We start from the raw sequence: 26,007 nt of genomic DNA, 5'->3' as shown, positions 1-26,007 counted from the left end.
TTTGAAAATGAAAAAGATATTATACAAAACACTAAATATAGATAAAGAAATAAATATAATAATCTTAACCATAGCATTTATTCTTTTATTTAATCTATTAAATGTAGTAAATACAGATATATTCTACAACATATATGATACAGACCAAGAAGGCCTTCGATCAGTAATAAGAGATATTTTCTTAATTATATCCGTCCTGCTAGGATTAATAATATTAAATTTTCTAAATTTTAATAAGCGAAAACAGCTAAAAGATTATAAAACATTACTTAGTCTAGGTTTAAATAGAAAAAATTTGTTTTATATACTATTTAAAATTTCACTAGAAGAGATGTTTATATCCATACTTTTAGGGTTACCTTTAGCTTTATTTTTGATGGAATCATTTAATCTAGCCACTATAAGCTTTTTTAATTTAGATTTAAATAACCATAATTTTGTTATTTCACTTAGATTATTAGTAATTTCTTCACTAATTTTATTAATATTTCTTCTAATTTCAGATTTACTAGGAACAATGTCTCTTACTAAGGACTATCCTTTAGAAAAAGATAAGAAAAATGGAATAAAAACTAAATTTATTTTTATAATAGCCACTTTCGTTTTAGTATTTTTCTATAAAAAATATCCATATTATAATCAATTGGTTTTATTTGTAATTATTATTCTAGGATTTATTATAACTACATTGTGGGTACTTAGTAAAATATTAAGAAAAACAAAAAAATATAATGTAATAGTAAGAGCTTTAGCCAATGATTTTTTCGCTAAAGAAAGGCTATCTCTAGGAGTTATTATATTACTAGTAATTATTTCAAATATTTTACTCCTACATAGCATAAATCAGTTTAAAAATTATAAGACTGACAAAGATTTAAGACCTGACTTTACTATTTTTATGACACCTGATCAAGTAAATGGCTTAAAGAAAGTAGATGTATTTTCAAAGTTTGTTAGTAAAACTTACCCTATAAATCTAGTTTCGGTTGATAATATTGATGATGCAGATTTTACTAACTCGATTTCTAGATTAGCTAAAGATAGGTATTATTTTTTAGATAAGGACAAAAAAGTGATGAATTACAGTTCTTATAAAAATATATTTAAAGATAGTAGCAAAAAAATAAGTGATACAGAGACAATATACTTAATTGAGAATAAAAATAATTTGAATAATAAGCTTAGTGAGCATGTCAAAAGAAATAATATTAGTATAGCTATAAGTGGAGAAATATTTAAAGTAAAAGATATTGATAACTCAGAATTTATTTTTGCCAATAATAACATAGAAAAGGGTGGTGTCTATGTAATAAATGATAGAATGTATAATAAGCTCATAAAAATTAATGACTCTTATGCCTATAATTTAGATTTAAACGATTACTATATTCAAAAATATGGTTATGATAAGGTGTCTGAATCTTTAAGAGATGAATTTTTTAATAGAGAAGTAAGATTTGAAAGCTTAGTTTGGATGATTAAAGTTAAATATTCGGAAATATTGGGTTATTTATATATGATGGTATATTTTTCTTTTGTTCTCTTATTTATGGGAGCTTGCTTTTTAAGTATGAAGTTTTTAAATATTCTAACAGATAATTATGATTCTAAAACTATAATACAAGATTTAGGCGCAAGCAATATAGATATTAAAAATATTATTAATCAATTTCTAAATTTAAGTTTTAAGTACCTAATATTAATAATATTAAGTGTTATTTACACTATAATTGTATTTACAATAAGGATAGGTGGAGTTTTATCTAATGATAATCCTTTTTTTATAGCTATATTATTTATCACTCCACTATTGCTAAGCGTGTTTATTCACTTATTTGTAAAAGTCTTTATTAATATATTTATAAGCAATTTGGAGTAAAAAATGAAAAAAATTTTTATAATAGAAGATGATAAACTCTTAGCTAATGAAATAAAGAAATTGCTTGACTATAATGGATTTCAATCCAATATCTTTAATAATTTTGAGGAGGATATAGATTATTTTTCTTTAAAAAAATATGACTTGATAATTCTTGATATAAATCTGCCAAGGGTATCTGGATATGAAATTCTTTTAAATATAAAGGATAAGATTTCGGTACCAGTACTTATTTTGACAAGTAGGGATGATATATCTGATGAGCTTAGGTCATTTGATTTAGGAGCAGATGAATTTTTAACCAAACCAATTTCTGGAGCTAGACTAATAGCTAGAAGTAAAAAGATTTTAAATATTTATGAGAAGTTTTCGGATGAAATAAAAATTAAAGATCTTAGCCTAGAAACATCAACCAATAAACTTAGCTATAAAGACTCATTTATAATTTTAACTCAAATTGAAGGAGATTTATTAAGAAGTTTGATGCAAGCATATCCTAATACTTTAACCAAAGATGAATTATTAGTTGCAGCATGGAATACCCAGTATATCGATGAAAATATATTACATGTTAATATAAATAGACTAAGGAAAAAGTTAAGTTCAATAGGAGTTAGCAATTTTATAAAAAGTGAAAGATCAATAGGTTATAGAATAGATGCAGAGGTCATATGAAGTATAGTTTCCTAAAAAATACTATAGCAAGCTTAGTTTTAATAACTCTTATTCATTTATTGTTTATATTTTTAAATTACTTGCTAATTGGAGAATTAGTAAGCAAGGTACTAGCCATCATTATTATTTCTCTATTACTATCGCTAGCATTAATTTTATGGATAGAAATCAATAGGCAGAAAAAAATAAAAAAATTATTGAAAAATTTTATAGATAATACAACTTATGATGCTGTAGATAAGTTAGTAAAGGAAATAGGATTAGACTATAAAAGAATTGTCTATAGCTACTTTAATAAAAATAAGTCACAATGTATAAAACTAGAAGCTCAAAGATCTGATTTACATTCGTATAAAGATGTAATAGAGAAATGGGTTCATGATGTAAAAATTCCGCTAGCGACTATTGAATTAGTGCTAGAAAATTACCCTCAACAAATTGAAGATGGGGTATATGATAAAATTTTATACTCTAGCCAAGTTATAAAATCAGATTTAGATTTGATGCTTTATTTTGCAAGGTCCAATACCTCAAAAATTGATTATAATTTAGAAAAGATAGAGCTTATCGATGTTGTCTATGAGGCTTTAACTGATTATTATCCTATTATCTCAGAAAAGCAAGTTAAGATTAAAGATTATATGGAAAGCTTTGAAATTTTTACTGATTTTTATACTATAAAATTTATCATCTCACAAATTATCAATAATGCTATAAAATACACCAAAGATGAAATTATTCTAAAGACAAATCTTAGTGGTAGACCTTTTTTAGAAGTTATAAACAATGGAAGTAAAATTTATCAAAAAGATTTACCTTTTATCTTTGAAAAGGGATTTACTGGAAGATCTACAAAAAATAATTCTTCTTCAGGTCTTGGTCTATATTTAGCAAAAAAATATGCCAGAGACCTAGGTATAGACATCCAGGTAATTAGCAACAAAGATGGAGAGTTTTCTGTAGGAATATTTTTTTATGGTAAAATGGAGGAATGATAAAGATTAGAAAATTATAAGGAAGTTTAATGAAAAAATTAATTTATATATTAGCCTTATTGATATTTACTGGATGTAGCAATAAGGCTAAAGAGGGTGGAGTCCCGCCCATTACTAATACAAAAAAAGAAGATGTGGTTGATGAGAGTAATATTTCACTTGAAAAAATTAAACCCAAAAGCCCTGTATTAAAACAACCATCTTTTGAGCCTAGGTCTTTGGACTATGAAATAGTAAAGCCTGGGTTTTTATTAAAAGATAGGTTTAAAGATTTAGAGACTCAGGATAAATATGGAGTGCGCATGATGGAGTTTTATGATGAGGAAAATCAGTTGTTTTATGTTAGTCGCATTATAACAGAGGCCCTTCAGGATCCTAAGGTAAAACTTTCTAATGACTTTGATGATAAGATGGACTTTGTTAGCACTCTATTTTTATTAAGTCCCTACTATTCGAAGGGAAAAATGGAGCCTTATATATATGCAAATTATTGGTTTGATGAGGAGACTTTTAAGATTGTTCCAAGATACCAAATAGAAGAAAATACCAAAACATATATGACAGATGAAGAGGCAGAGCAAGTAGAAAATCAACTAAAAGTCTTAGTAGATTATGCTAATGAAAATTATGAAACAGACTATGACAAGGCTTATTACTTTGCCCAATGGCTTGCAGAAAATAATGAATATCAATTTGATTCAAATCCAGATAATATAATTGAAAATAATATGTATGGAGCTTTAGTAAAGGGTCTATCCCAATGTTCTGGTTTTGCTCAAAGTTTTGCTATTCTTTGCCAAAGAGTTGGCATACCTTCTTATTCTATAACAGGAAATACCAAGGAAAAAGTAAGACCTGAAGGATATTCTGGGGAGCACCAATGGAATTTTGTAAAATTAAATGATAATTGGTCTTATGTAGATGTTACAGGCATGGTAGCCAATGGTAGACCTTATTATTTTTATTATTTTGACAGGTCAAAAGTTGAATTTACCGACTATTACGTAAGCGGATTTTTTAATGACATAGAGGAGTATATAAGATGATTGTAAATCCATATAGTGAAGTGCTTTCTTTGCATGATATGAATATAATTGATTTTAGTGTAGAAGGTAGCAAAGCTCTTATTAAACTGAGCCAAGCGGTTTTAATATCTGCAAAGGATGATTACATACTAGATAATCCTTTAGTTATTGTAAATGATTTAATCGATATAAAAACAAATGATGATTATCCAATTAGAATAAAATTAATATCAGATGAGAAAGTTCAAAGTATAACTCTGGCAGAATTTAACCAATATAATTTTACAATCCTTGAGGAAGCTTATGGTTTTGGTCTAGTTCATTTTTATGGTATAGCAACAAAAGGAGAGAGTAGCTTTGATTGCTTTATTGATATTCACTATTGTGGGGACCTAGAAATAAAATGGGATAATAAAATTTTAGTGGAGGCCTAGATGAGCTTTGAAATTATCAATAAAGATATAACAAAACTAGATGTAGATGCTATAGTAAATGCTGCAAATACTTCTCTACAAAGGGGTGGAGGAGTATGTGGGGCTATCTTTAAAGCAGCAGGAGCAGAAAAATTAGAAGAAGCGTGTAATAAACTTGCTCCAATACCAACAGGAGAGGCTGTTATAACAGATGGATTTGACCTAAAAACAAGATATATCATCCACACAGCTGGTCCTGTTTATAATCCAGCAAATCCAAAAAAATCGGAAGAATTATTAGCAAAGTCTTATAAGAATTCATTAAAGTTAGCTAAGGAATATGAACTACAGTCCTTAGCCTTTCCGCTTATATCAGCTGGAATATATGGCTATCCTAAAAGTGAAGCCCTAGCTATTGCACAAAATATCATAGAAGATTTTTTAAGCAATAATCAAATGGATATTTACCTAACTATTCTTGATGAGGAATTATTAGCGAAAATTAAATGAGGATTTAACCATGCAATTAACTGATAAATTTACCTATGATACTTGCAAGAATAAAACAAAATATAAAATAAGACACCAGAATATTCCCATTAACCTTAGTAAGGAGTTAAGAGAGGCAATTTATTATTTACTCTGGTATGTACCAAATATAAAATCTGAGCAATCAGAAAAAAATGAACTTTTACTAAATCCCCAGTACGATGATTTTATATTTATAGAGATAATGAAGGCTATGGGATTAAAGGACGAAGATGTTTTATTTACTGAAACAATAGACCAAGAAGTTATAAAACCATTCCTAAACGAAATTTGTACCCATTGCCCAAAAATAATTATGACTCTAGCTACAGAGGAAACAAAAACTATGGCCCTTTTAAGGCATATTCGAAATGCCATAGCCCATGGCAATTTTAATGTAATCGATGATGTGGTGGTTGGCTTTGATATTCAAAGGTATGATAATGAAATTGAATATAGGGGATTTTTTAAATTAAATCCCAATAAACTCTTAGATGCCCTAAGAAAAATTCAATTTGACTACAATTCTCAGCAATTAATTACTCAGGCTTTTAAAAATACAGGATATTTTATAGAACCCTACCAAGAAAAATACCAAAGAAGCCATGATTTTGAACTTTTTGCGAAAAAATCTAATAAAAAATATGCTATTGATATAAAAAATTATGAGTATGAAAAAACAGTTGATAAGCATTTCATAGGAAAACTTATAAACCAGTATGAAAATCTTCTAGAAGGTATAGTACCAATATTGATTATTAATACTGCTTTTTTAGATGAATTTAGTAAAAAAGAATTATTAAACCATGATGTAATAATTTTAGATGTTAAAAATATCCAGAAAATGGTAGCAGGTAGGGATATGGTAGCAGAGATAGAAAGAGCCCATATGTATAAAACAGAGAAATTATAAGTATATTATTTAAATTATTAAAAAACATAATCGATTTATAAAAGTTACAATTAATTATTTGTTAAAAGTTTAAATTTACAAAAAATAGGGTAATATAATTAAGTAACAGAACACTGTTTTATTTGTTATTATATTTTAAAAAGGAGGAATTATGACAGATAGAAAAAATAATGATCCAAAAGTTGATGCTTTTGAAACAGAACCAACTGTTGAAAGATCAAATAATCGTCAAGCAGGCAGAGCGCCACGCAGAGGCGAAAGAGTAGAAAGACGTAGAGAAGGAGTACCAGTTTACGAACAAGCAACTAGTGTACTTCCAGCAGGTACTAACCTATCTTGGGGTTCAATCATCGCAGGTGCGGTAACAGCAGCAGCATGTTTTGCAACACTAAGCTTAATTACAGCAGCTTTAGGATTTGGTTTATTCTCACCAACTAATGCTCATCCACTAGATGGAGTTGGAGTAGGAACAGGTATTTGGACAGCAATTACACTTATCCTATCATTCTTAGCAGGTGGATACATTGCAGGTTATTCCGCAAGAAAATCTGGTCTATTACACGGAGCTATTACTTGGGCTCTATCACTTTTATTATTACTAACTTTAGTACTAAATACAATTTCTTCAGTACTAGGTACCGCAGCAAATGTTGCTGGTAATGTGGCAGGTGGTATTGGTAATGTAGCAGGTTCTGCAATAACAGCAACAAATGATGCTATTGGTTCAGGATTTGAAGCAGCTGGTAATGCTATTGGTGGTGCAAACATTGATAATGAAGAGCTTCAAAGTGATATTGAAAAATATCTATCAGATACTGATATACCAGAATTACAACCAGACTACCTAAACAATCAATTAGAAGAATCTAAAAATGAAATTGCACAAGCAGTTAAAAATGTAGCTATTAATCCAGATACAGCACAAGATGAAATTGACAGAGTAGCAAGTGACCTTGCTGAAAGAGCACAAACTATTGCTGACTCAGCAGATAGAGATGCAATTGCAAATGCTGTAGCGGCAAACTCTGATCTAACTCCAGCAGAAGCTGAAGAAGTAACAGATAACATCTATAATGGTTTACAAGAAGCTAACAAACAAGCACAAGAAACTCTTGATGACGCATCAGTAAAAGTACAACAACTTTCTAACCAAGCACAAAGAACAGTTGATGAAACTGTTGCAGGTGCAAGAGAAGGTGCAGAAGAAGCTTCAAATAAACTTTCAGCAGGTTCTGTAATTACATTCCTTGGTTTACTAGCAGCTCTAGCTCTATCAGCTTGGGGTGGTAAACTAGGTGAAGAAAAATCTACTGATCTTGTAAGAAAAGATACAATTAGATAATAACTTTTAAACCGGTAAGACTTTATAGTCTTGCTGGTTTTTTTGTATAAAAAAATAACTAGCAATTTGCTAGTTATTTTAATCTATCATTTGCAGGATAGATTTTATTGGGTCTTTTGAATTTATTTTCTCATCATATGCTATGGATAAATTTTCTTCATCTTTACTATAGGACCCATTTAAACTTAAAACTAAACCAGAATGTTCTAAGACATGTAAGTTTGGTTTAAAATTATAAATTACATCTTTAGAGGTAGGAGAGTTTTCAAAAGCATTTTTTACAATATAAGCCCCATTTTTTTGTAAGATATCAGCAAGTTTTATAGCTTCATTGGCTGTATCCATATTAGTTAGTACATATATATTCCTATTTGAAAAATCAGGATTTTTTGTAATATTAAGATTTACTTCATCATAGAACATATAATCATCTAAATCTATTTTTTCAAGCTCTTGACCAAATTTTTTTGCTATATTCTTTACATTTGCAGTTTTATAATAACTGTTAGGATTTTCTTTTATGGATGCTAGAGTTTGTGCTGCTAGATCACCCCTATAAAATAATAGGTTGCTTTCTTCGTAGTTATCATTAATTAGGATTTCTAGCAACTTATTTTTATAAACATCATCTATAGAATTATTATTTGATAAGTCTAGGATGATTGTAGTAATAGGGGGATTGTTCATAAATATGTCTACTATAGTTTCAAGGTCTTTTTCAAATTCATTTGGTTTAAAGTCTTCTAAACTTATTCTTAATACACCCTCACGCTCTATAGTAGCATCCATGGATGGTTTGCTAGTATTACTAGCTGTAATAAGTCTTTTGTACCTATTTACAGCTTGGGGATTTTCTAAGATAGATTTTGTTAACTTGTCATTTGATTTTCTATAGTATTCAAACAAGTTATCATAAGTTTCTTTATTTAGTATAAAGGTTCTGTTATCATTTAAAACATCAAGGTATTGGTCGATGAGTTTAAAATATTCTTGGTCGGTTTTTGAAGTATAGACTTTTTTTCGGTAGTCGTTATATTTACTTATAAATTCATTAAAATCATCTATATTTAGGCTGTCTACTGCATAATTTCTTTGTATGACCTTATAAAGTTCATCAAAATCTGTTACTTTTTCTGCTGTTGATAAGCTTCTACCCTCAGATGATGCTACAAAGACACTTTCGCCCATATCTTCTAAAACTTCTTCACGAAATGAAGGGTAGCCCATGATCTTATACCTATTAAAGGCATGGGATATAATATTTATTAAAAATGCTAATATAAGAAAGGCTATGATAGCAAGACCTATGCGCCTTCTCCTGTATTTTTTTTGCATCCTTAATCTTTTTTGCTGGGTTCTTTTTCTGCTTGTTGAGCTGTGTTTTTTGTTTGTATTTCTAGTAGTACTCCTAGACTTATTAGATCTTTTAGAGTTACTGGAATTTCTTCTTGCCATAATTATAACCTTATCTAATAAATGTAAGCATGAATGTAGTTCCTACATTTAATTTAGAATCTACACTTATCTTTCCACCAAGGGCATCTACAAAGTTTTTGGTTATAGATAGCCCTAATCCATGACCGTTTTCTTTGGTGTTTCTTGCATCTTCTATCCTATAAAATCTGTCAAATATGCGATCAATCTTATCATCTGCTATACCTACTCCATCATCTGTTATACTTAATTTTATTTCTTCTTTATCTGCAGTTAGATAAACATCTATCTCACCATTTTTACCAATAGCTTTTATAGCATTTGAAATTAAATTTTGAAGGATTTGACTATATTTGTCATAGTCAGAATAAAAAATAATGTCTTCTTGGATGTAGGTATTTACATTTATATTATTGTATTCAGCATTGGCCCTAAAGCTTTGGATAATATTTTCAGTAAGTTCAGAAACATTGAACTCTTCTTTGTTAAGTTCTAAGTACTCGACATTTTCATCAAAGGTTTTCTTAAGTCCTTCAATTAGCCCTTCTAGTCTATTTACATCTTCTAAGAGTATAGCCATAGTATTTTCCTCAGGCTCTATGACCCCATCTTTTATAGCTTCTATATATAACTGCAAATTAGTTAGGGGAGTACGTAGCTCATGGGAAATGTCTTGGGCATATTGCTTTCTAATTTCTTCTTGTTTTTTTAAGTTGTTAGAAAGGTAATTTATATTTGTCTGCAAAGTTTCTATTTCTTTAATATCTGTTATCCTATCATCTACTTGGTAGTTGCCATCTTTTAATTTTATAGTCTCATCACTTATTATCATAATAGGTTCAGAAATATTTTCTGAAAGTATCAAAGATATTATAATTCCTATTACTAAAGAAATGCTAAGGGAATAAACAATGGCCCTAGAGAAGTCTTTTTGTAATTTTTTTACAGGTTCCGAATCTGCATTATAGACTATATGTAGAGTTCCAGATCTCCTATTTCTATTAATATTGTAAACTGAAAAGACTTGCTCGTTTTTTTGAAGGGGAGAGTTTTTATTTCTCCCATAGGCAGGATAGGAAATAGTACCGTTTTGGTTTTCAAAATATATATCAACTTCTAAGTTTTTAGCAAGATTATCTAATCCATCTTGCATGTCTTTTTTTGTAAATGCTGGGTCGTTGTTAAACTTTTTAAACCAAGTAGCAACTTGGTGAGGGCGGGAGTCTGCATTATCTTTTATTAGTTCTGTGTAGCTTGATGTAACTAATAAAGTGACTAAAATTGAAAAAACTAAAACGCAGGAAAGAATGCCTGCGGTAAAGTTTCTGATTATTTTACTCTTTAATGTAATCATCTATCCCGCCTGATTTGTAACCCATACCGTATATGGTTTTTATATACATAGGTTTTTTAGGATTATCCTCAATTTTTGAACGGATATTTTTGATATGAGTATCTATAGCCCTATCATAGGCATCATAGTCATAGCCAAAAGTTTGTTCTATAATCTCATCTCTGGAGTATATTTTGTTTGGATTTGTAAAAAGAGTTTTAAGTATTTGAAATTCATTTTTAGTAAGTAAGATTTCCTTACTATCCTTAAATATCCTATTATATTCAAGATCCATTTCTAGTCTTCCATCGCTAGTTTTTATAATATCTGCACGTGGGATATTATATTTTTCAATACGTCTTAGAATAGCTTTAACTCTTTCTACAAGTTCTTTTGGAGAAAATGGTTTGGTTACATAATCATCTGCACCAAGTCTAAGTCCATCAACTCTGTTATCCTCTTCAACTTTCGCAGATACCATTATGACTGGAACTTCAGATTGGTTTCTGATTTCTTTTATAATTTCTTCACCAGCCATTTTTGGTAGCATCAAGTCAAGGATAACTAAATCTATATTTTCTCTATTAAAAACATTTAGTCCTTCTTCACCATCAAAGGCTTGAAAAACTGTGTATCCCTCTTTTTCAAAGTAGGATTTCATTATTGTTGAAATTTTTTGTTCATCTTCTATTATCAAAATTGTAATATCATTCATGGCCTTCACCTCAAAAATATTATACCACAAGAGCTAAATTTTATGGATGAAGTATAGGTTTTTGTTTAAATTTATTAAAACTGGGCATATATATACTGTAATAATTTATGTTTTATTACAGTTTTATTTAAAATTTTGAGAGGAGTAAATATGTTTTCAACACAAGGATTAATAATGACACTTATCCTAGGTGCTCTTGCAGGATGGATTGCAAGTATGATAATGGGAAAAGATGCACAAATGGGATCTCTTGCTAATATTATTGTAGGTATTGTTGGTTCTCTAATAGGAGGATGGATATACAATGCATTTTTCTTAAATGGATCAACTCCAAATACATTTGTTCAAATTATATGGGCAGTAATTGGTGCATGCTTACTATTATGGATTATTGGTCTTATTACAAAAAATAATAATAAAACCAACCGTACAACAAGACCAAGAAAATAATATATAAAAAACAAGTTAGGGCTTAGGCCCTAATTTTTTTGCTTAAAATTAATTAAATTAAAAAAGTTCAAGCTGACCTATGCATCAGCTTGAACTTTTTTATCTATTATTAGGTCCAGTATTTTCATATTGGATTACTGGTTGATCGGAAGGACCCTGCCTAGGTCTATTTTGATTATTACGGCTAGGAGTTTGGTCTGGGTTAGAATCTTCATCTGTACCTTCATTTTCAGTATTTTCATTATCTGTGTTTTCATCTTCCTCATCCTTATCCTCATTATCAATACCAGAATTATAATCTGGTAAAGGAGCAACATAGATAAGGTCTGAATATTGGGTAGGCGCTCTATATTGCCAGTCTCGCGGATATATATCATTAAACTCTTTTGGATCATAGTTACTTTTTGGTTTTAAATAAGAAACCTGAGCTATAGCCCAACTAGGTGTAACATCTGAGGCTAGGAGATTATTTCTAGTATCTATTGAAACTAGGGTATGAATATCATCCTCCTTAGTTGGTTTATTTTTTGGACCAAATATTTCTGTAGTTACTGTACCACGAGGGTCCATGTAGGATAGTTCTGTAGGTAGCTTACCACTCATAGTATCTACTTCCATTTCTACAATCGATTCTGGCCTTTCAAAAGTTCTTGGTTCATAACCTTCTAGGATTTGATTGTTTATAGTATTCCACATCAACGCTGCTCTTTGGATAGAAGTACCATTCATTCTTATACTTTGATCATCAGATCCCATCCAAATACCAACTGTATAATATGGAGTATATCCAACACACCAAAAGTCTACATAATCATCTGTAGTACCTGTTTTTGTTGCAAAGTCATTTCCATTTACATAAATATTTCCATAACTTTGTCCTGTTGATTGTAGAGCAGAGGTGATTTGGTAGGCAGTTTCTTCGCTAGTTACTTGGTGTTTTATAACATTTTCACTATCAAATAAAACTTTACCTGTAGAATCTTCAATTTTTGAAAATGTAAGTGGCTCATTGTACTCACCCTTATTTGCAAGGGCTGCATAAGCTGCTGTCATTTCAAGGTTAGTTAAACCATGAGTCATAGCTCCAACCCCAAGGGCAGCTAAGTTCTCATCATTTGTTTTGGCATTTTCAGCTTCAGTCACAAAGTTATCATTACCATCTTCTTTTATAATTCCAAAGTTTTTAAGGTAATCCATACTTGTTGGTATACCTACTTCATTTAAGGTACGAACTGCAATAGTATTTATAGATCTTTCGATCGCCTTTCTAACAGGGACTACACCTTCATAGTAATCGTATACGTTTTTTGGCCACGGTTGGTCATCTTCATTCATTATAAGTGGGACATCATCAACTCCAGTTGCAAGGTTAAATCCATTATCTAGGGCTGGAGTATAGGTTGCAATTGGTTTTATAGATGAACCAGGTTGGCGAGGAATAGCAGATGCTCTATCTAAGATTCTTACACCAGATTGGTCACGGCCACCCATAATTGCTTTTATATGTCCATTTTCTTGATCCATAACTACTGTAGATGCTTGCGGTTGAATAACTCCGTTTAGGTCAATATCATAAAAATCTTTATTTATAGAAAAAGTTTCATCATCATAATAGGTAAATAGTTCTGGATTACTTTCTAGATATTTTTTTGAGATTACTATATTTTTATCATCATTTAATCTTATATCATCATTAGTTTTAAATGATATAAAACCAGTCTTATGGGTTCTAAGGTTTTTATTTGTTTCATCTAACGAATAGTAATCTCTAAACATCAAATTAGTCTGATCTAGATAGGCTTTATTAGTTGATAAAACAATATTTCCATCCTCATCAAACCAAGCCTCATCGTTTCTAAGTCTTATATCATTATTTTCATTTAATATATTAGCCTTGCTATAATATATTAAATTCCCGTCACTATTTATGATATTTCCATAATCATCATATCTTAAATCAAGTAAAGGTGCACTTGACCATCCAGAAGTATCACCCATAAGATATGAAGAAAAGTCTGAGTAAATACTCTCCAGTTGTTTTTGCATATCTGGATCTATGGTTGTAGTTATTCTAAGACCTCCATAGTAAAGCCTATCCCAAGCTTGGTTTTCGCTCATGTTATAAATTTGCATAAGCTTATCTACAACTTGTTTTTCAAGTAAAGAGTTAAAGTAACTTGCAATTTCTGTATTAGTACGTTCTGCTGGTACAATTGATGAAGCTACATCAAAGTTTTTGGCATCCTCATATTCTTTTTTAGAAATGTAGCCACGTTCTAACATCTTATCTAGGACATACATTTCTCTTTCAAAAGGAGCTGGGTTAAATACTGCAGCGTATCTTTCCCCTTCTATAGTAAACTCACCTAAAACTCTTTGGTCAGTTACTTCACTAATTTTTATCGCCTTATATAAAGAGTTATCAGATGGGGATTGGACAATCCCTGCTAGAGCTGCACATTGGGCAAGATTTAATTCAGATACATCTTTATCAAAATAAGTTTTTGCAGCAGCTTGGACTCCATAAGAGTTTTGCCCCATAAAAACACGATTTAAATAAGCACCTAAAATTTCATCCTTGCTTAAGTTTTTTTCTATTTCTAGGGCAAGGTAGATTTCTCTAATCTTTCTTTCATAAGTTTGGTCATTATCAAGATAAGTATTACGGGCCAATTGCTGGGTTATGGTAGAACCACCACGTACTATGCCACCAGCCTTAAAGTTTTCTATTGCTGATCCAATAATTGATTGAGGGTCAAGACCTGGGTGCTTATAAAATCTTTCATCTTCAACAGCTACAAAGGCTTGTTTTAAATGAGCAGGTATCTGATCATAATCTACTATTTCTCTATATTCTTTAGTAGCAATAGAGTCTACTTCATTTCCGTCTTCATCAACTATAGTAGAGTTTTGACTCATCTCATACTTTATAATATTAGCATCTATTTCTGGTGCTGTTTTCATTACTTCTAGTATTGCACCGCCGCTTAAGCCTGCAAAAACTACACCAACAGACATTAATATTAAAAACACTATGAGAATAAGTTTTAATACTACAGAGGTGATTTTTTTAACCATTATTCCTCCTAAAAATTTTAAAAATTAAATTTAGATATTTTATTAATACATTTTATCATTTATTCGGCAATTTATCCATATTGATTATTCTTTATAAATTTTAACTTAATCGTATAATTAACAAAAGAAAGGGAGTTTATGCAAGAAGTTATACAGGTAAATGTCTTAAAAAGAGACGATGATGAAGAAAATAAGATTTATGAACTAGAATCGCTTATAAATACAGCTGGTGGTACAACGATAGCTTACGTTAGCCAAATAGTAGATAAAGTAAATCCAAGATACTATATTGGCAAGGGAAAGGTTGCTGAGATAAAAGATTTAGCAGAAAAGTTAGAAGTTAAAACAGTTATCTTAGATGTAGAGCTATCAGCTAGTCAGCTTTATAATTTAGAGGAAGAACTAAAATTACATGTGGTAGATTGGACTACTTTAATACTGGATATTTTTGCTCAAAGAGCAAATACTAAAGAAAGTAGACTTAAAATCAAATTAGCTCAATTAAAATACCAATTACCACGTCTTAACAAATGGTTTTCTTATCTATCCCGTCAGGCAGGGGGTATTGGTACTAGAGGACCTGGGGAAACTATGCTTGAAACGGATAGGCGTGCTGTGGTTCGTGATATAAAATCACTAGAAAGACAGCTAAAAGATATTGAAAAAACAAAAAGAATAAATAGAGAAGCTCGTAAAAATATTACAAATATTTCTCTATTAGGTTATACTAACGCTGGAAAATCTACAATTTTAAACGGCATGATGCACTTATACGGCCAAGAAAAGTTTGTCTATTCAGATGACTTACTTTTTGCAACCCTAGATACATCAACTAGAAGATTAGATTTTGCAAATACGAAAGTAACCTTGACAGATACGGTTGGTTTTATAGATAATTTATCAGATGAATTAAATGATTCTTTTTTAACAACTCTAGATGAAATAAAGTTTGCTGATATGCTTATGATAGTAATTGATGCAAGCCACAATATTGAGCATCAAATTCATGCTATAGAGACAGCTATAGAAGGTATTGATATGGATAAAAAAGATATACTTTATGTATTTAACAAAATGGATAAGGTAGAAAATGACTTTGCAGTAAAACTTTTTAAAAGAGAGCAGGAAAGAATTTATATTTCTGCAAGGGAGGATGAAGATTTAGAAAGAATAAAAGACAAAATAGTAAGTATCATAAAGGCAAATTATAAGATGGTAAAGATGCACATTCCTTTTGCAGATGGGGACATCCTAGATTACATGATGACAAATTATGACATCCTAGCAACCGAATATGATGAGGATGGAACAAATATACAATTTGAAATTTCAAAAGGGGATATGGAAAAATATGGAAAATATATCCAAGGCATATAAGACGATAAAAGGGCAAATACAAACTGAATTTGAAGAAGAAAAATCAAGATTTATAACAACCATGGCCCATGTAGAAAGTGAGGAAGAAGCTAATAAGTTTATAGATGAAATTTCTGAAAAATATAAGGATGCTACTCATAATTGTACAGCCTTTATCATAAATGAAACTCCCGTAGTAAAAATATATAATGATAACGGCGAGCCTCAAGGATCGGCAGGGCTTCCTATGCTTTCAGTTTTAGAAAAAGAAGAAGTAACCAATGTTGCTGCAGTAGTTACTAGATATTTTGGTGGTAAACTTTTAGGCAAAGGCGGCTTAGTTAGAGCTTATGGCAGGGGAGTAAGTGAGACTTTAGAAAATAATGTAATTTACAAAAGACCATTTTTTGTAGTAGAATTAATTCATTCTTATGGCTTACTTGGGATAATAGAAAATTATATAAATGAGCATAACTTTAAGGTAATAGATAAAGCCTATACCGATGAAGTTAAGATAAGTTTGTATATAAGAGAAGAAGACTTTGATAAGGTAAAGTCTGATTTAATTAACCTAACAAGCGATAATATAAAAATAATAAATAAAGAAGCAGTTATGCTTTTTAGTAAATAGGAGGATATATGTCAGGACACAATAAGTGGAGCAAGATTAAAAATAAAAAAGGCAATGAAGATGCTAAAAGAGGTAAAATTTTTACAAAACATGCTAGAAATATAACAGTAGCAGCTAGACAAGGAGGAGATAATCCAGATTATAACCCAGCCTTAAAACAAGCTATTGATAAAGCAAAAGCTGATAATATGCCAAATGATAATATTGATAGAGCTATAAAAAAAGCTAGTGGAGAAGGGGCTGGAGATAACTATTCTAGAATAATTTATGAAGGTTATGGTCCAGGTGGAGTTGCAGTAATAGTTGATTGCTTAACAGATAATGTTCAAAGAACAGCTCCAGATGTACGTCATGCTTTTGATAAAAATGGAGGAAACCTTGGAACAGACGGATCAGTAATGTTTATGTTTGACCACAAGGGTGAGATTTTAGTAAATAATACTGACAAAGATTTTGATCAATTTATGATGGATGCCCTTGAAGCTGGAGCAGATGATGTAATAGAAGAAGACGAATATTTTGAAGCTATTACAAGTATCGAGACCTTTAATGATGCAGTAGAAAATCTAAAAAATGCTGGATATAAGGTAGAGCGTTCTGAAATATCTTATATAGCTCAAAACGAAATAGAAGTAGCCAGTGAACATCACCAAAAACTAGAAAAATTAATTGATACCCTAGAAGATAACGATGATGTTCAAGAGGTATATACCAACTGGGATGCACCTAGGGAGGAAGAATAATGGAATTTAATTTTGATCCAGTGGCTTTTTCTATTTTTGGTATAGAAATTCGCTGGTATGCCCTTATTATAATTGCAGGTATGTTGCTAGGTTCATACTTTGCAAAAAAGGAAGCCATGAGGCGTGGTTTTGATGAAGACTTTATCTACGATGCTTTATTTGTAATAATCCCTATAGGTATACTAGGAGCAAGATTTTGGTATGTTTTATTTGAATGGGATTATTATTCACAAAATCCAGGTCAAATTCTAAACATCCGTGGAGGAGGGCTTGCTATCCATGGTGGAATAATATTTGGCGCCCTAGCCTTATATTTCTATTGTAAAAAGCATCTAGTACCATTTTTAGATATGACAGATATTCTTACGCCATCGCTTGCCCTAGGCCAAGGAATTGGTCGTTGGGGAAATTTTATGAATCAAGAAGCCCACGGTGGTCCAACAGACCTACCTTGGGGAATAATTATTGATGGGCAAAAAGTACATCCTACATTTTTATATGAGTCAATAGGAGATGTAATAATTTTTTTAATCTTGATTAATGCTATCAAAAAGAACCCAGATAAGGGTAAGGTTACAGCGTCTTATCTTATAGGCTATGGTATACTAAGATACTTTGTAGAAGGACTTCGAACAGATTCCCTATACTGGGGACAATTTAGAACAGCCCAACTCATATCCTTATTATTTGTAATAGGTGGAGTTTTGTTATTTATATATGCAAATAAAAAAAATCTCCCACCATACTTTAAGCCAAAAAATAAAGTCAAAGAAAAAGAACCAAACATTATTAGATTTCAGTAATTACCTAATATTTTATTAATAAACTAAAAAAATAAGCCGGCTTTGTAGCCGGCTTTTTTGTTTGATTTTTTATCTCTTATAGGATAAAATAATTATAAAGTGGAATAAAGTGGTTTAAGGTGGTAAAAAGTTGTTTTTAGGGGAATTTACTCATAAATTAGATTCTAAAAATAGAATAATAATGCCAAGTGAGTTCCGTGATGACCTAAGCGATGAGTTTTTTATCACAAAAGGACCTGAAAATTCTTTAGTTATTTATACTACAGAAGAATTTCAAAGGCAGAGTAAAAGACTTGATGAACTTATAAATGAAAATAAGAAAAATAGGGCAATCAAGAGATTATTTTTCTCATCCACTGTAAAAACCAGTCTTGATAAACAAGGCAGACTTTTATTAAATAAAAATTTAAGAGACTATGCCCACATAGAAGGTGAAGCTATGATTATTGGCAATAACCTTACTATTGAAGTCTGGGATGTAAATGAATGGAATGATTACATAAATGAAGTTGAGGTGAACTTATCCGATATAATGGATGATTAATATGGAATTTAAACACATATCAGTTTTAGCTGATGAAGTAATAGAAAATTTAAATATTAAATCTGATGGAATTTATGTAGATCTTACTTTAGGCAAGGGCGGTCATAGTAAAAGAATTTTAGAAAATTTATCTGAAAATGGTAGGTTAATAGCCCTAGACCAGGACCAAGATGCTCTAAATGCAGCTAAAAAAAATTTATCTAAATTTTCAAATGTGACTTTTGTAAAAAGTAATTTTGAAAATTTAGATAAGGTATTAGATGAGTTAGGCATTGATAAGATTGATGGTGCTTTGATGGATATAGGTGTCAGCTCATATCAAATAGATAATGCAGATCGTGGATTTTCTTATATGCACGATGGACCTTTAGATATGAGAATGGATACTAACAATGAGTTAACAGCAGAAAAAATCGTAAATGAATACTCTTTGGATGAGCTTCAAGAAATATTTTCTAAATATGGAGAAGAAAGATTTTCAAAAACCATAGCTAGAAATATTGTAGAAACTAGAGATGAACAGCGAATAGATACTACTTTTAAACTAAGAGATTTGATAAATAAATCTGTTAGATCAAAAGAAGCCCATCCGGAAAAAAGAGTGTTTCAAGCACTAAGAATTGAAGTAAATAGAGAGCTTGAGGTCTTAGAAAATACTTTAGAAAAAGTAATAGATTATCTGAATAAAGATGGTAGACTGTGCGTTATAACCTTCCATTCTTTAGAAGATCGTATTGTAAAAAATACTTTTAAAGAATTAGAAAAAGATTGCATATGCCCACCTGGGCTACCAGTATGTGCTTGCAATCATAAAGCTAAGGTTGAAATAATAACAAAAAAACCTATTATAGCAAGTAAAAAAGAACTAAAAGAAAACTCTAGGGCAAAGAGCGCCAAACTTAGAGTGTGTCAGAGGATTTAATATGGCGGAAAGAATACAAAAAGCAACACAAACAAGAAATACAAACCAAGATAGAAAAAGATTAAAGGCAAAAGATAGTCCAAAGTCCAGTAGGAAAAAAAATATAAAAATTCAGCAAAAAAAGGACAGAAAGACTAAACTTACAATATCTATTCTAACTCTAGCTCTAGTTTTGACACTTGGATATTTTACTCTAAATACAAGAAATCAATTGTTGGCAAAAAGAGCAGAATATAGAAAATTAGCTAGTGAAACTATTTCACAAGAGTTAAAAAGAGATAGACTAGAAGCAAAACTTGAGAATACAGTAGATATAAATCGTATACAAAGGTATGCTTTAGAAGAATTAGGAATGGTGTACGAGAAAACTGGAGCAGAAAGAATAGATAATTAATATGAATGAAATATTTAAAATAACGTTGATAACTATTATTACAACTATAGTATTAGGTTATGTAATATTGCCTATATTAAAAAATATGAAAGTTGGCCAAAATATTAGAAAAGAAGGTCCAAAAAGTCATTACCAGAAGGCAGGAACACCTACTATGGGTGGAATTATATTTTTAATAGCAGCCTTTTTGATGACACTTATATTTGTTCCCTTCAACTTGAGTACAGCTATTATTTTAATTTCATTTATAGGTTATGGAGCTATAGGCTTTATAGATGATTTTAGAAAATTAGTTTTAAAGCAATCTGAAGGACTAAAACCAAATGAAAAAATCATTCTTCAGTTTGGTTTGGCTATTTTATTAGTAATCCTAGCTTATGTAAATGATAAGAAAAGTGTTACATATCTAACTATTCCATTTTCAAACTATCCTTTACATGTAAGCTTTTTAGGGTTTCCAATTTTGGTATTTATAATAGTAGGTACAACAAATGCAGTAAACCTAACTGATGGTTTAGATGGACTCGCAACAAGTGTTACACTACCTGTTGCTCTTTGCTTATTTTTATTAGCAACATCAGATAGTACTAGAATATTTTCTATAATCTTATTTGGTTCCTTATTAGGATTTTTATATTTTAATACAAATCCAGCTTCGGTTTTTATGGGAGATACAGGATCAATGGCCATTGGTGGTGCGATTGTTGCTTTAGCTATTATAGAAAAAATTCCAATTTATTTGGTTATTTTTGGTGGAGTATATGTTATGGAAACTTTATCAGTTATTATTCAAGTCTTATCCTACAGACATCGTAACAAAAAAAGAGTATTTTTAATGACTCCTATCCATCACCATTTTGAATTAAAAGGATACAAAGAACCTAAAATTGTTTCAGCATTTAGCATAGTATCTGTTATTTTATGTTTAATTACTTTGGTGGCTATATTATGAAAAAAGTTTTAATTTATGGACTAGGTGTAAGCGGCATATCTACAGCAAAAACTTTATCTAAGATGGGATATGATGTTTATACTTTTGACAAAAATAAAGAAGAAATTGATGAATTAAAGGGCTATGATTATAGCCCTATTTCTGTTTTAAATTTGACAGAATATGATTATGAATTTGTAGTAAAATCTCCAGGTATAAAACCAAGTGATGATATAGTAAAAAAACTAAGTAAAAAGTATGAGATTATTAGTGATATAGAACTATCATATAGGTTATTTCCTGAGAAAAAAATATTAGCTATTACTGGCACAAACGGAAAAACATCTACTACCTCAATGATAACTCATATACTAAATGAGTCGGGAGTAAAGGCAGTATCAGTTGGTAATATTGGTGAGGGTATTTTATGGCAGATGTATAATAAAGATGTCGTTTTTGTAGAGGAGTTATCTTCATTTCAATTAAAAAATACTTATAAATTCCACCCTCATATTGCAAGTATTTTAAATATTACACCAGATCACATAGACTGGCATGGGGATTTGAATGATTATATATCATCTAAATTAAATATAACTGCTAAGCAAACAGAAGATGATTATTTAATATTGAATAAAAATGATGAGATACTACAAAAAAGCAAAAATAGTTTTAGGGCAAATATTTATGAGTTTTCATCTACCAATCCAGTAGAAAAAGGCTTATATTTAGATGAAAATATAATTTATTATAAAGATGAGCAACAAAAGATAGAAGTCTTAAATACCGATGAATTAAAAATAATTGGCAACCACAATTACGAAAATTTAATGGCCGCTATGTTAGAGTGTTATTTATTTGGTCTAGACTTTGTTTCTATTGCTAAGGCTGCTAAAACATTTGTATCTATAGAACATCGTTTAGAGTTGGTAGATGAAATAAAGGGAGTGAAAGTTTATAACGACTCCAAAGCTACAAATGTGGATAGTGCAGTAAAGGCCATTAATTCCTTTACAAATCCTATAATAATTATAGCTGGTGGCTATGATAAAAAAATAGATTATAGTGAATATGTAAAAGCTTTTAAAGAAAATGGTAAACTTATGGTCATTATGGGAGAAACCAAAGACCAACTTAAAAAACTTTGTGAAGAAGAAGGTATAAACTATATCTTAGCAGAAGATATGGAACAATCCGTAAAAATTGCATTAGAAAATGCAAGCAAAAATAATGTAATACTCTTATCCCCAGCTAGCGCAAGCTGGGATATGTATAAGTCCTATGAAATAAGAGGCAGAGATTTTAAAGAAAAAATAGAAAAATATAAAGGAATGATAAAATGAATGTAATTATTTCTGGGGGAGGCACCGGTGGACATATTTATCCTGCCATAGCCATAGCCCAAAAAATCCAAGAAAATATTGAAGATGTAAATATTTTATATGTAGGAATTAAGGGCGGACCTGAAGAAACAATTGCAAAAAAATATGGCTATAACTTTGAACCTATAGAAGGAATGGGGATGCCAAGAAAAATAAACAAAAAATTTTTCAAATCCCTATCAACAAATATGAAGGGTTTTAAATCAGCTAGAAGAATCATAAATGAATTTAAACCTGATATAGCTATAGGTACAGGTGGATATGTATGTGGACCTATTATCTATCAAGCTGCTAAACTAAAAGTCCCAACAATTATCCATGAGTCAAACTCTTATCCAGGTATCACATCCAAATATTTATCAAAAAAAGTAGACTATGTATGTATTTCCTATGCAGAAGCTATTAAGCACTTTAAACACAAAGAAAAAATAGTAGTTACTGGAAACCCAGTTAGAAATAACTTTAATGATACTTATACTGATGATGATTTGGAAAAATTAGGGATAGGCAAAGATATACCAGTAGTATTTTCCTTTGGTGGATCAAATGGTTCCTATGCTTTGAATAAGGCAGTTAAAGAACTAGCAGCAAATCTTAAGGGTGATTTTTATTTGCTTCATCAAACAGGTAAGAGAAACTTTGATGATTTTATAAAAGATTTACCAGAAAATAAGTACCTAAAAGTATTCCCTTATATAGATAATATAGACCTTTTTTATGCAGTAAGTGATTTAATAATCGCATCAAGTGGGGCTATGAGTCTGGCTGAAATATCAAGTGTAAAAAAACCATCGATACTTATACCAAAAGGCTACACAACAGAAAACCATCAGCAATATAATGCTGAAACCTATGTAAAAAATGGCGCCTCTCTTATGATATTAGAAAAAGAACTTGATGGAAAAATCTTATATAACAATATTATGAGTGTGATAAATGATAAAGAGAAACTAGAAGAAATGGGAAAAAATAGTGCCAAACTTGCTCAAGATGGTGCAAGCGATGCTATTTTAAAGCTAGTTTTAGAGTTGACCGAGAATTAATATGCAAAATTCCAATGAAGATAGATACTTAAAAAAAGATGGTAAGACAGTAAATAAAAAATATGTGGCTAAGAAACACAGTAAAGAAAAGAATGTAAAACTTTTTAGTAAAGGCTTTACAATATTTCTGATTTTTCTAGCCCTAGCTTCTATACTGTATAGTATATATTTGAATAATTATATGAAAATATCAAATATCTATATAACAGGCAATAATGCAACATCTGATGGGGAAATTATAGCTGAAATAGGTAATCCTATTGGAGAAAATATCATTTTGTATAAGCCAGAGAAAAATGAAGCGAATATAAAAAAGCTGCCTTATATAGAAAATGCAAGCATAAAAAAAGTTTTTCCAAATCTTTTAAATATAAATGTAGAAGAAAATTATCCTTTATTTTTTCAAAATAGTGATGGGAAAGACTATTATATTTCAAATACTGGTTCCTTACTTGGAGAAGATATAGGAGAGTTTGATAAGAGCTTATTAAAAGAAATAAAGGGTGCTAAACTTAGAAGTGAAATAGGAGAAAACTTCACAGGATCAGAAGCAAGTATAAATTTTTTAAAGGCGATTCAAGGATTTTCATATTTTAATGAGGTAAATCAATTAAATTTGGAAAACAAGGCTCAAATTGGTATAATGTTAAATGATATAGATGTGAAATTCGGAGATTTGAACGACATAGACTATAAACTTAAAATTTTAGATAATATCCTAAATGATTCAAGGGAAAAATCTATTGAAATTACAGCAATAGACTTAGATAATGGAAAAAATCCTATAGTAAAAGTAAGCCCTAACTCATATAGCGATAATCTAAATTATTAAACAAAAATGAAACTAGAACACGGGGGAAAATATGGCAAACATAAACATGGAAATGGATGATAACTCTTTAGCTAAAATTAAAGTTATCGGAGTTGGTGGTGGTGGAAATAACGCTATCAGTCGCATGAGAGATAATGGACTATCAGGAGTAGAATTTGTAGCAGTAAATACTGATTTACAAACTCTACAAGAATCAAACGCTGATTTAAGATTACAAATTGGTGAAAAACTTACTAGAGGTCTTGGTGCAGGTGCAAATCCATCTGTTGGTGAAAAAGCTGCAGAAGAATCTAAAAATGATATAACAGAAGCTCTAAAAGGAGCTGATATGGTATTTATCACTGCTGGAATGGGTGGTGGTACTGGTACAGGTGCTGCTCCAGTTGTTGCAGGTGTTGCAAAGGATATGGACATCTTAACAGTAGGTGTAGTTACAAAACCATTTACATTTGAAGGTAGAAAAAGACAATCACAAGCAGAAGCTGGTATTGAAAGACTAAAAGAAAATGTAGATACCCTTATTACTATTCCAAATGATAGATTGCTACAAATAGTTGAAAAAAGAACTTCCATGGTAGATGCGTTTAAATTAGCTGATAATGTTTTAATGGATGCAGTAAGTGGTATTTCAGAACTAATCGCTATACCAAACGTAATCAACCTTGACTTTGCAGACGTTGAATCAATTATGTCTGATCAAGGCATTGCACACATGGGTATAGGACGTGCTGCAGGTGAAAATAGAGCTGTAGATGCTGCTAAAGCTGCAGTTAACTCACCACTTCTTGAAACATCAATTGAAGGAGCTAAAGCAGTTCTTCTTAATGTTACAGCTGCAGAAGTTGGACTTATGGAAGCAAATGAGGCAGCTGAACTTATCCGTGATAATATTGACTCTGATGCAAATATTATCTTCGGTGTTGGTTCCGATGAATCTATGGGAGATGAAATCAAAATTACTGTTATCGCAACAGGTTTTGATAACCAAGGTAGACCTACTTCTTCTAGAGGAGCTGAGATGAATGCTCCAACTAGAAATTCTAGATCAGAATATGAATCACAAGCAAGAACATCTCGTCCAGTAGAGGAAAAAAGAAAAAGCTCAAACCCATTTGATGATATAGATCTACCAGATTTCTTAAAATAATATGAAATGCCCGTATTGTCATTCAAATAACACAAAGGTACTGGACTCAAGGACCACTGAAGATGATACAGCTATAAGACGTAGGAGACTTTGCGAAGATTGTCAAAAAAGATTTTCAACTTATGAACGCTATGAGGATATTACCATTATGGTTATAAAAAAGGATGAAACCCGTGAGGCCTATGACCGATCCAAAATTATAAATGGGATTGTAAAAAGCTGTCAAAAAAGACCCGTGTCTCTGGATCAAATTGAGCAAGTAGCTAAAAATGTGGAAATTAAAATAAACCATACAGGCAAAAAAGAAGTTACATCGACCTATATCGGAGAGCTTGTCATGGATGAGCTAAAAGATTTAGATCCTGTGGCATATGTTAGATTTGCTTCAGTTTATAGAGAATTTAAAGATGTCGATTCATTTTATAATGAAATTGTTAATTTAAGAGATAAAAAAGATGCCAGTAAAGATTAATGATGCAGAATCCGCTGCATCTTTTTT

The 26,007-nt window shown here is 30.6% G+C and carries 26 protein-coding genes; 22 read left to right on the top strand and 4 right to left on the bottom strand.

The genetic code is table 11. The features are described 5' to 3' along the window. The first annotated feature begins 7 nt into the window (after nt 1–7). The 8 genes from AB9Q04_RS01535 to AB9Q04_RS01500 all read left to right on the top strand — a co-directional run bounded on the left by AB9Q04_RS01535 (nt 8) and on the right by AB9Q04_RS01500 (nt 7,770). On the top strand, nt 8–1,879 hold the full coding sequence (locus tag AB9Q04_RS01535) for an FtsX-like permease family protein (RefSeq protein WP_410023622.1): 1,872 nt from the start codon (nt 8–10) through the stop codon (nt 1,877–1,879). A gap of 3 nt (nt 1,880–1,882) precedes the next feature. Then, nucleotides 1,883–2,554, top strand: a complete 672-nt coding sequence (locus AB9Q04_RS01530; protein WP_410023621.1) for a response regulator transcription factor — start codon at nt 1,883–1,885, stop codon at nt 2,552–2,554. Next, nucleotides 2,551–3,549 carry a sensor histidine kinase gene (locus AB9Q04_RS01525; RefSeq protein WP_410023620.1) on the top strand — a complete coding sequence of 333 codons (999 nt, stop codon included), beginning with the start codon at nt 2,551–2,553 and terminating at the stop codon, nt 3,547–3,549. The genes AB9Q04_RS01530 and AB9Q04_RS01525 overlap by 4 nt, the downstream gene beginning before the upstream one ends. 29 nt (nt 3,550–3,578) lie before the next feature. Further along, on the top strand, nt 3,579–4,595 hold the full coding sequence (locus tag AB9Q04_RS01520) for a transglutaminase domain-containing protein (protein ID WP_410023619.1): 1,017 nt from the start codon (nt 3,579–3,581) through the stop codon (nt 4,593–4,595). Beyond that, entirely contained in the window at nt 4,592–5,008 is a 417-nt protein-coding gene (locus AB9Q04_RS01515) for a hypothetical protein (protein WP_410023618.1), read from the top strand. Before AB9Q04_RS01520 ends, AB9Q04_RS01515 begins: the two co-directional genes overlap by 4 nt. Next, nucleotides 5,009–5,497: a macro domain-containing protein gene (locus AB9Q04_RS01510; protein WP_410023617.1), complete on the top strand. Its 489-nt coding sequence runs from the start codon at nt 5,009–5,011 to the stop codon at nt 5,495–5,497. It begins immediately after the preceding gene. Between the two features lie 10 nt (nt 5,498–5,507). Continuing rightward, a complete protein-coding gene (locus AB9Q04_RS01505) occupies nt 5,508–6,428 on the top strand; it encodes a hypothetical protein (protein WP_410023616.1) in 921 nt (306 codons plus the stop codon). A gap of 151 nt (nt 6,429–6,579) precedes the next feature. After that, nucleotides 6,580–7,770: a YrzE family protein gene (locus tag AB9Q04_RS01500; protein ID WP_410023615.1), complete on the top strand. Its 1,191-nt coding sequence runs from the start codon at nt 6,580–6,582 to the stop codon at nt 7,768–7,770. A 78-nt stretch (nt 7,771–7,848) separates the two neighbouring features. On the opposite strand, the gene AB9Q04_RS01495 is transcribed toward AB9Q04_RS01500, so the two are convergent. The 3 genes from AB9Q04_RS01495 to AB9Q04_RS01485 are packed head-to-tail and all read right to left on the bottom strand — an operon-like array spanning nt 7,849 to nt 11,252. Next, nucleotides 7,849–9,225: a peptidase S41 gene (locus tag AB9Q04_RS01495; protein WP_410023614.1), complete on the bottom strand. Its 1,377-nt coding sequence runs from the start codon at nt 9,223–9,225 to the stop codon at nt 7,849–7,851. 10 nt (nt 9,226–9,235) lie between these two features. Further along, complete coding sequence (locus AB9Q04_RS01490) at nt 9,236–10,558, bottom strand: sensor histidine kinase (protein ID WP_410023613.1); 1,323 nt, start codon at nt 10,556–10,558, stop codon at nt 9,236–9,238. Continuing rightward, nucleotides 10,539–11,252 (bottom strand): response regulator transcription factor, encoded by a 714-nt coding sequence (locus AB9Q04_RS01485; protein WP_410023612.1) that lies wholly within the window; start codon nt 11,250–11,252, stop codon nt 10,539–10,541. The genes AB9Q04_RS01490 and AB9Q04_RS01485 overlap by 20 nt, the downstream gene beginning before the upstream one ends. Nucleotides 11,253–11,402: 150 nt before the next feature. Between AB9Q04_RS01485 and AB9Q04_RS01480 the strand changes: the two genes are divergently transcribed. After that, nucleotides 11,403–11,702 (top strand): GlsB/YeaQ/YmgE family stress response membrane protein, encoded by a 300-nt coding sequence (locus AB9Q04_RS01480; protein WP_410023610.1) that lies wholly within the window; start codon nt 11,403–11,405, stop codon nt 11,700–11,702. Between the two features lie 99 nt (nt 11,703–11,801). Here the strand turns inward: AB9Q04_RS01480 and AB9Q04_RS01475 are convergent, their stop codons facing one another. Further along, entirely contained in the window at nt 11,802–14,780 is a 2,979-nt protein-coding gene (locus tag AB9Q04_RS01475) for a transglycosylase domain-containing protein (RefSeq protein ID WP_410023609.1), read from the bottom strand. A gap of 138 nt (nt 14,781–14,918) precedes the next feature. On the opposite strand from AB9Q04_RS01475, the gene hflX reads away from it, so the two are divergent. The 13 genes from hflX (at nt 14,919) to nrdR (ending at nt 25,980) form a co-directional block, all read left to right on the top strand. Next, the gene (gene hflX / locus AB9Q04_RS01470; RefSeq protein ID WP_410023608.1) at nt 14,919–16,157 is read left to right on the top strand and encodes a GTPase HflX; all 1,239 of its coding nucleotides are present in this window, start codon (nt 14,919–14,921) and stop codon (nt 16,155–16,157) included. Next, on the top strand, nt 16,132–16,767 hold the full coding sequence (locus tag AB9Q04_RS01465; RefSeq protein ID WP_410023607.1) for a YigZ family protein: 636 nt from the start codon (nt 16,132–16,134) through the stop codon (nt 16,765–16,767). The genes hflX and AB9Q04_RS01465 overlap by 26 nt, the downstream gene beginning before the upstream one ends. A gap of 8 nt (nt 16,768–16,775) precedes the next feature. Beyond that, nucleotides 16,776–17,510 (top strand): YebC/PmpR family DNA-binding transcriptional regulator, encoded by a 735-nt coding sequence (locus AB9Q04_RS01460; RefSeq protein ID WP_410023606.1) that lies wholly within the window; start codon nt 16,776–16,778, stop codon nt 17,508–17,510. After that, nucleotides 17,510–18,313, top strand: a complete 804-nt coding sequence (gene lgt, locus AB9Q04_RS01455; protein WP_410023605.1) for a prolipoprotein diacylglyceryl transferase — start codon at nt 17,510–17,512, stop codon at nt 18,311–18,313. Before AB9Q04_RS01460 ends, lgt begins: the two co-directional genes overlap by 1 nt. A 130-nt stretch (nt 18,314–18,443) precedes the next feature. After that, nucleotides 18,444–18,857, top strand: coding sequence for a division/cell wall cluster transcriptional repressor MraZ (gene mraZ / locus AB9Q04_RS01450; protein WP_394011683.1), 414 nt, complete (start codon nt 18,444–18,446; stop codon nt 18,855–18,857). A gap of 1 nt (nt 18,858) precedes the next feature. Continuing rightward, nucleotides 18,859–19,779, top strand: coding sequence for a 16S rRNA (cytosine(1402)-N(4))-methyltransferase RsmH (gene rsmH, locus AB9Q04_RS01445; protein WP_410023604.1), 921 nt, complete (start codon nt 18,859–18,861; stop codon nt 19,777–19,779). Between the two features lies 1 nt (nt 19,780). Further along, a complete protein-coding gene (locus AB9Q04_RS01440) occupies nt 19,781–20,173 on the top strand; it encodes a hypothetical protein (RefSeq protein WP_394011681.1) in 393 nt (130 codons plus the stop codon). 1 nt (nt 20,174) lies between these two features. Beyond that, a complete protein-coding gene (gene mraY / locus AB9Q04_RS01435) occupies nt 20,175–21,125 on the top strand; it encodes a phospho-N-acetylmuramoyl-pentapeptide-transferase (RefSeq protein ID WP_410023603.1) in 951 nt (316 codons plus the stop codon). Continuing rightward, nucleotides 21,122–22,447, top strand: a complete 1,326-nt coding sequence (murD, locus tag AB9Q04_RS01430; protein WP_410023602.1) for a UDP-N-acetylmuramoyl-L-alanine--D-glutamate ligase — start codon at nt 21,122–21,124, stop codon at nt 22,445–22,447. Before mraY ends, murD begins: the two co-directional genes overlap by 4 nt. Then, nucleotides 22,444–23,529, top strand: coding sequence for an undecaprenyldiphospho-muramoylpentapeptide beta-N-acetylglucosaminyltransferase (murG, locus tag AB9Q04_RS01425; RefSeq protein WP_410023601.1), 1,086 nt, complete (start codon nt 22,444–22,446; stop codon nt 23,527–23,529). The genes murD and murG overlap by 4 nt, the downstream gene beginning before the upstream one ends. Before the next feature lies 1 nt (nt 23,530). Continuing rightward, nucleotides 23,531–24,361: a cell division protein FtsQ/DivIB gene (locus AB9Q04_RS01420; RefSeq protein ID WP_410023600.1), complete on the top strand. Its 831-nt coding sequence runs from the start codon at nt 23,531–23,533 to the stop codon at nt 24,359–24,361. Between the two features lie 31 nt (nt 24,362–24,392). Next, nucleotides 24,393–25,508 carry a cell division protein FtsZ gene (gene ftsZ, locus AB9Q04_RS01415; RefSeq protein WP_394011676.1) on the top strand — a complete coding sequence of 372 codons (1,116 nt, stop codon included), beginning with the start codon at nt 24,393–24,395 and terminating at the stop codon, nt 25,506–25,508. 1 nt (nt 25,509) lies between these two features. Beyond that, complete coding sequence (nrdR, locus tag AB9Q04_RS01410) at nt 25,510–25,980, top strand: transcriptional regulator NrdR (protein WP_394020518.1); 471 nt, start codon at nt 25,510–25,512, stop codon at nt 25,978–25,980. The last annotated feature ends 27 nt before the right edge of the window (nt 25,981–26,007 follow it).

Origin of the sequence: Anaerococcus groningensis (genome assembly GCF_046365465.1) — a bacterium.
GTDB classification, from domain to species: Bacteria; Bacillota; Clostridia; order Tissierellales; family Peptoniphilaceae; genus Anaerococcus; species Anaerococcus groningensis.
The sequence above is the reverse complement of the archived record's forward strand: the minus strand, read 5'-3'. Positions and strand labels throughout refer to the sequence as shown.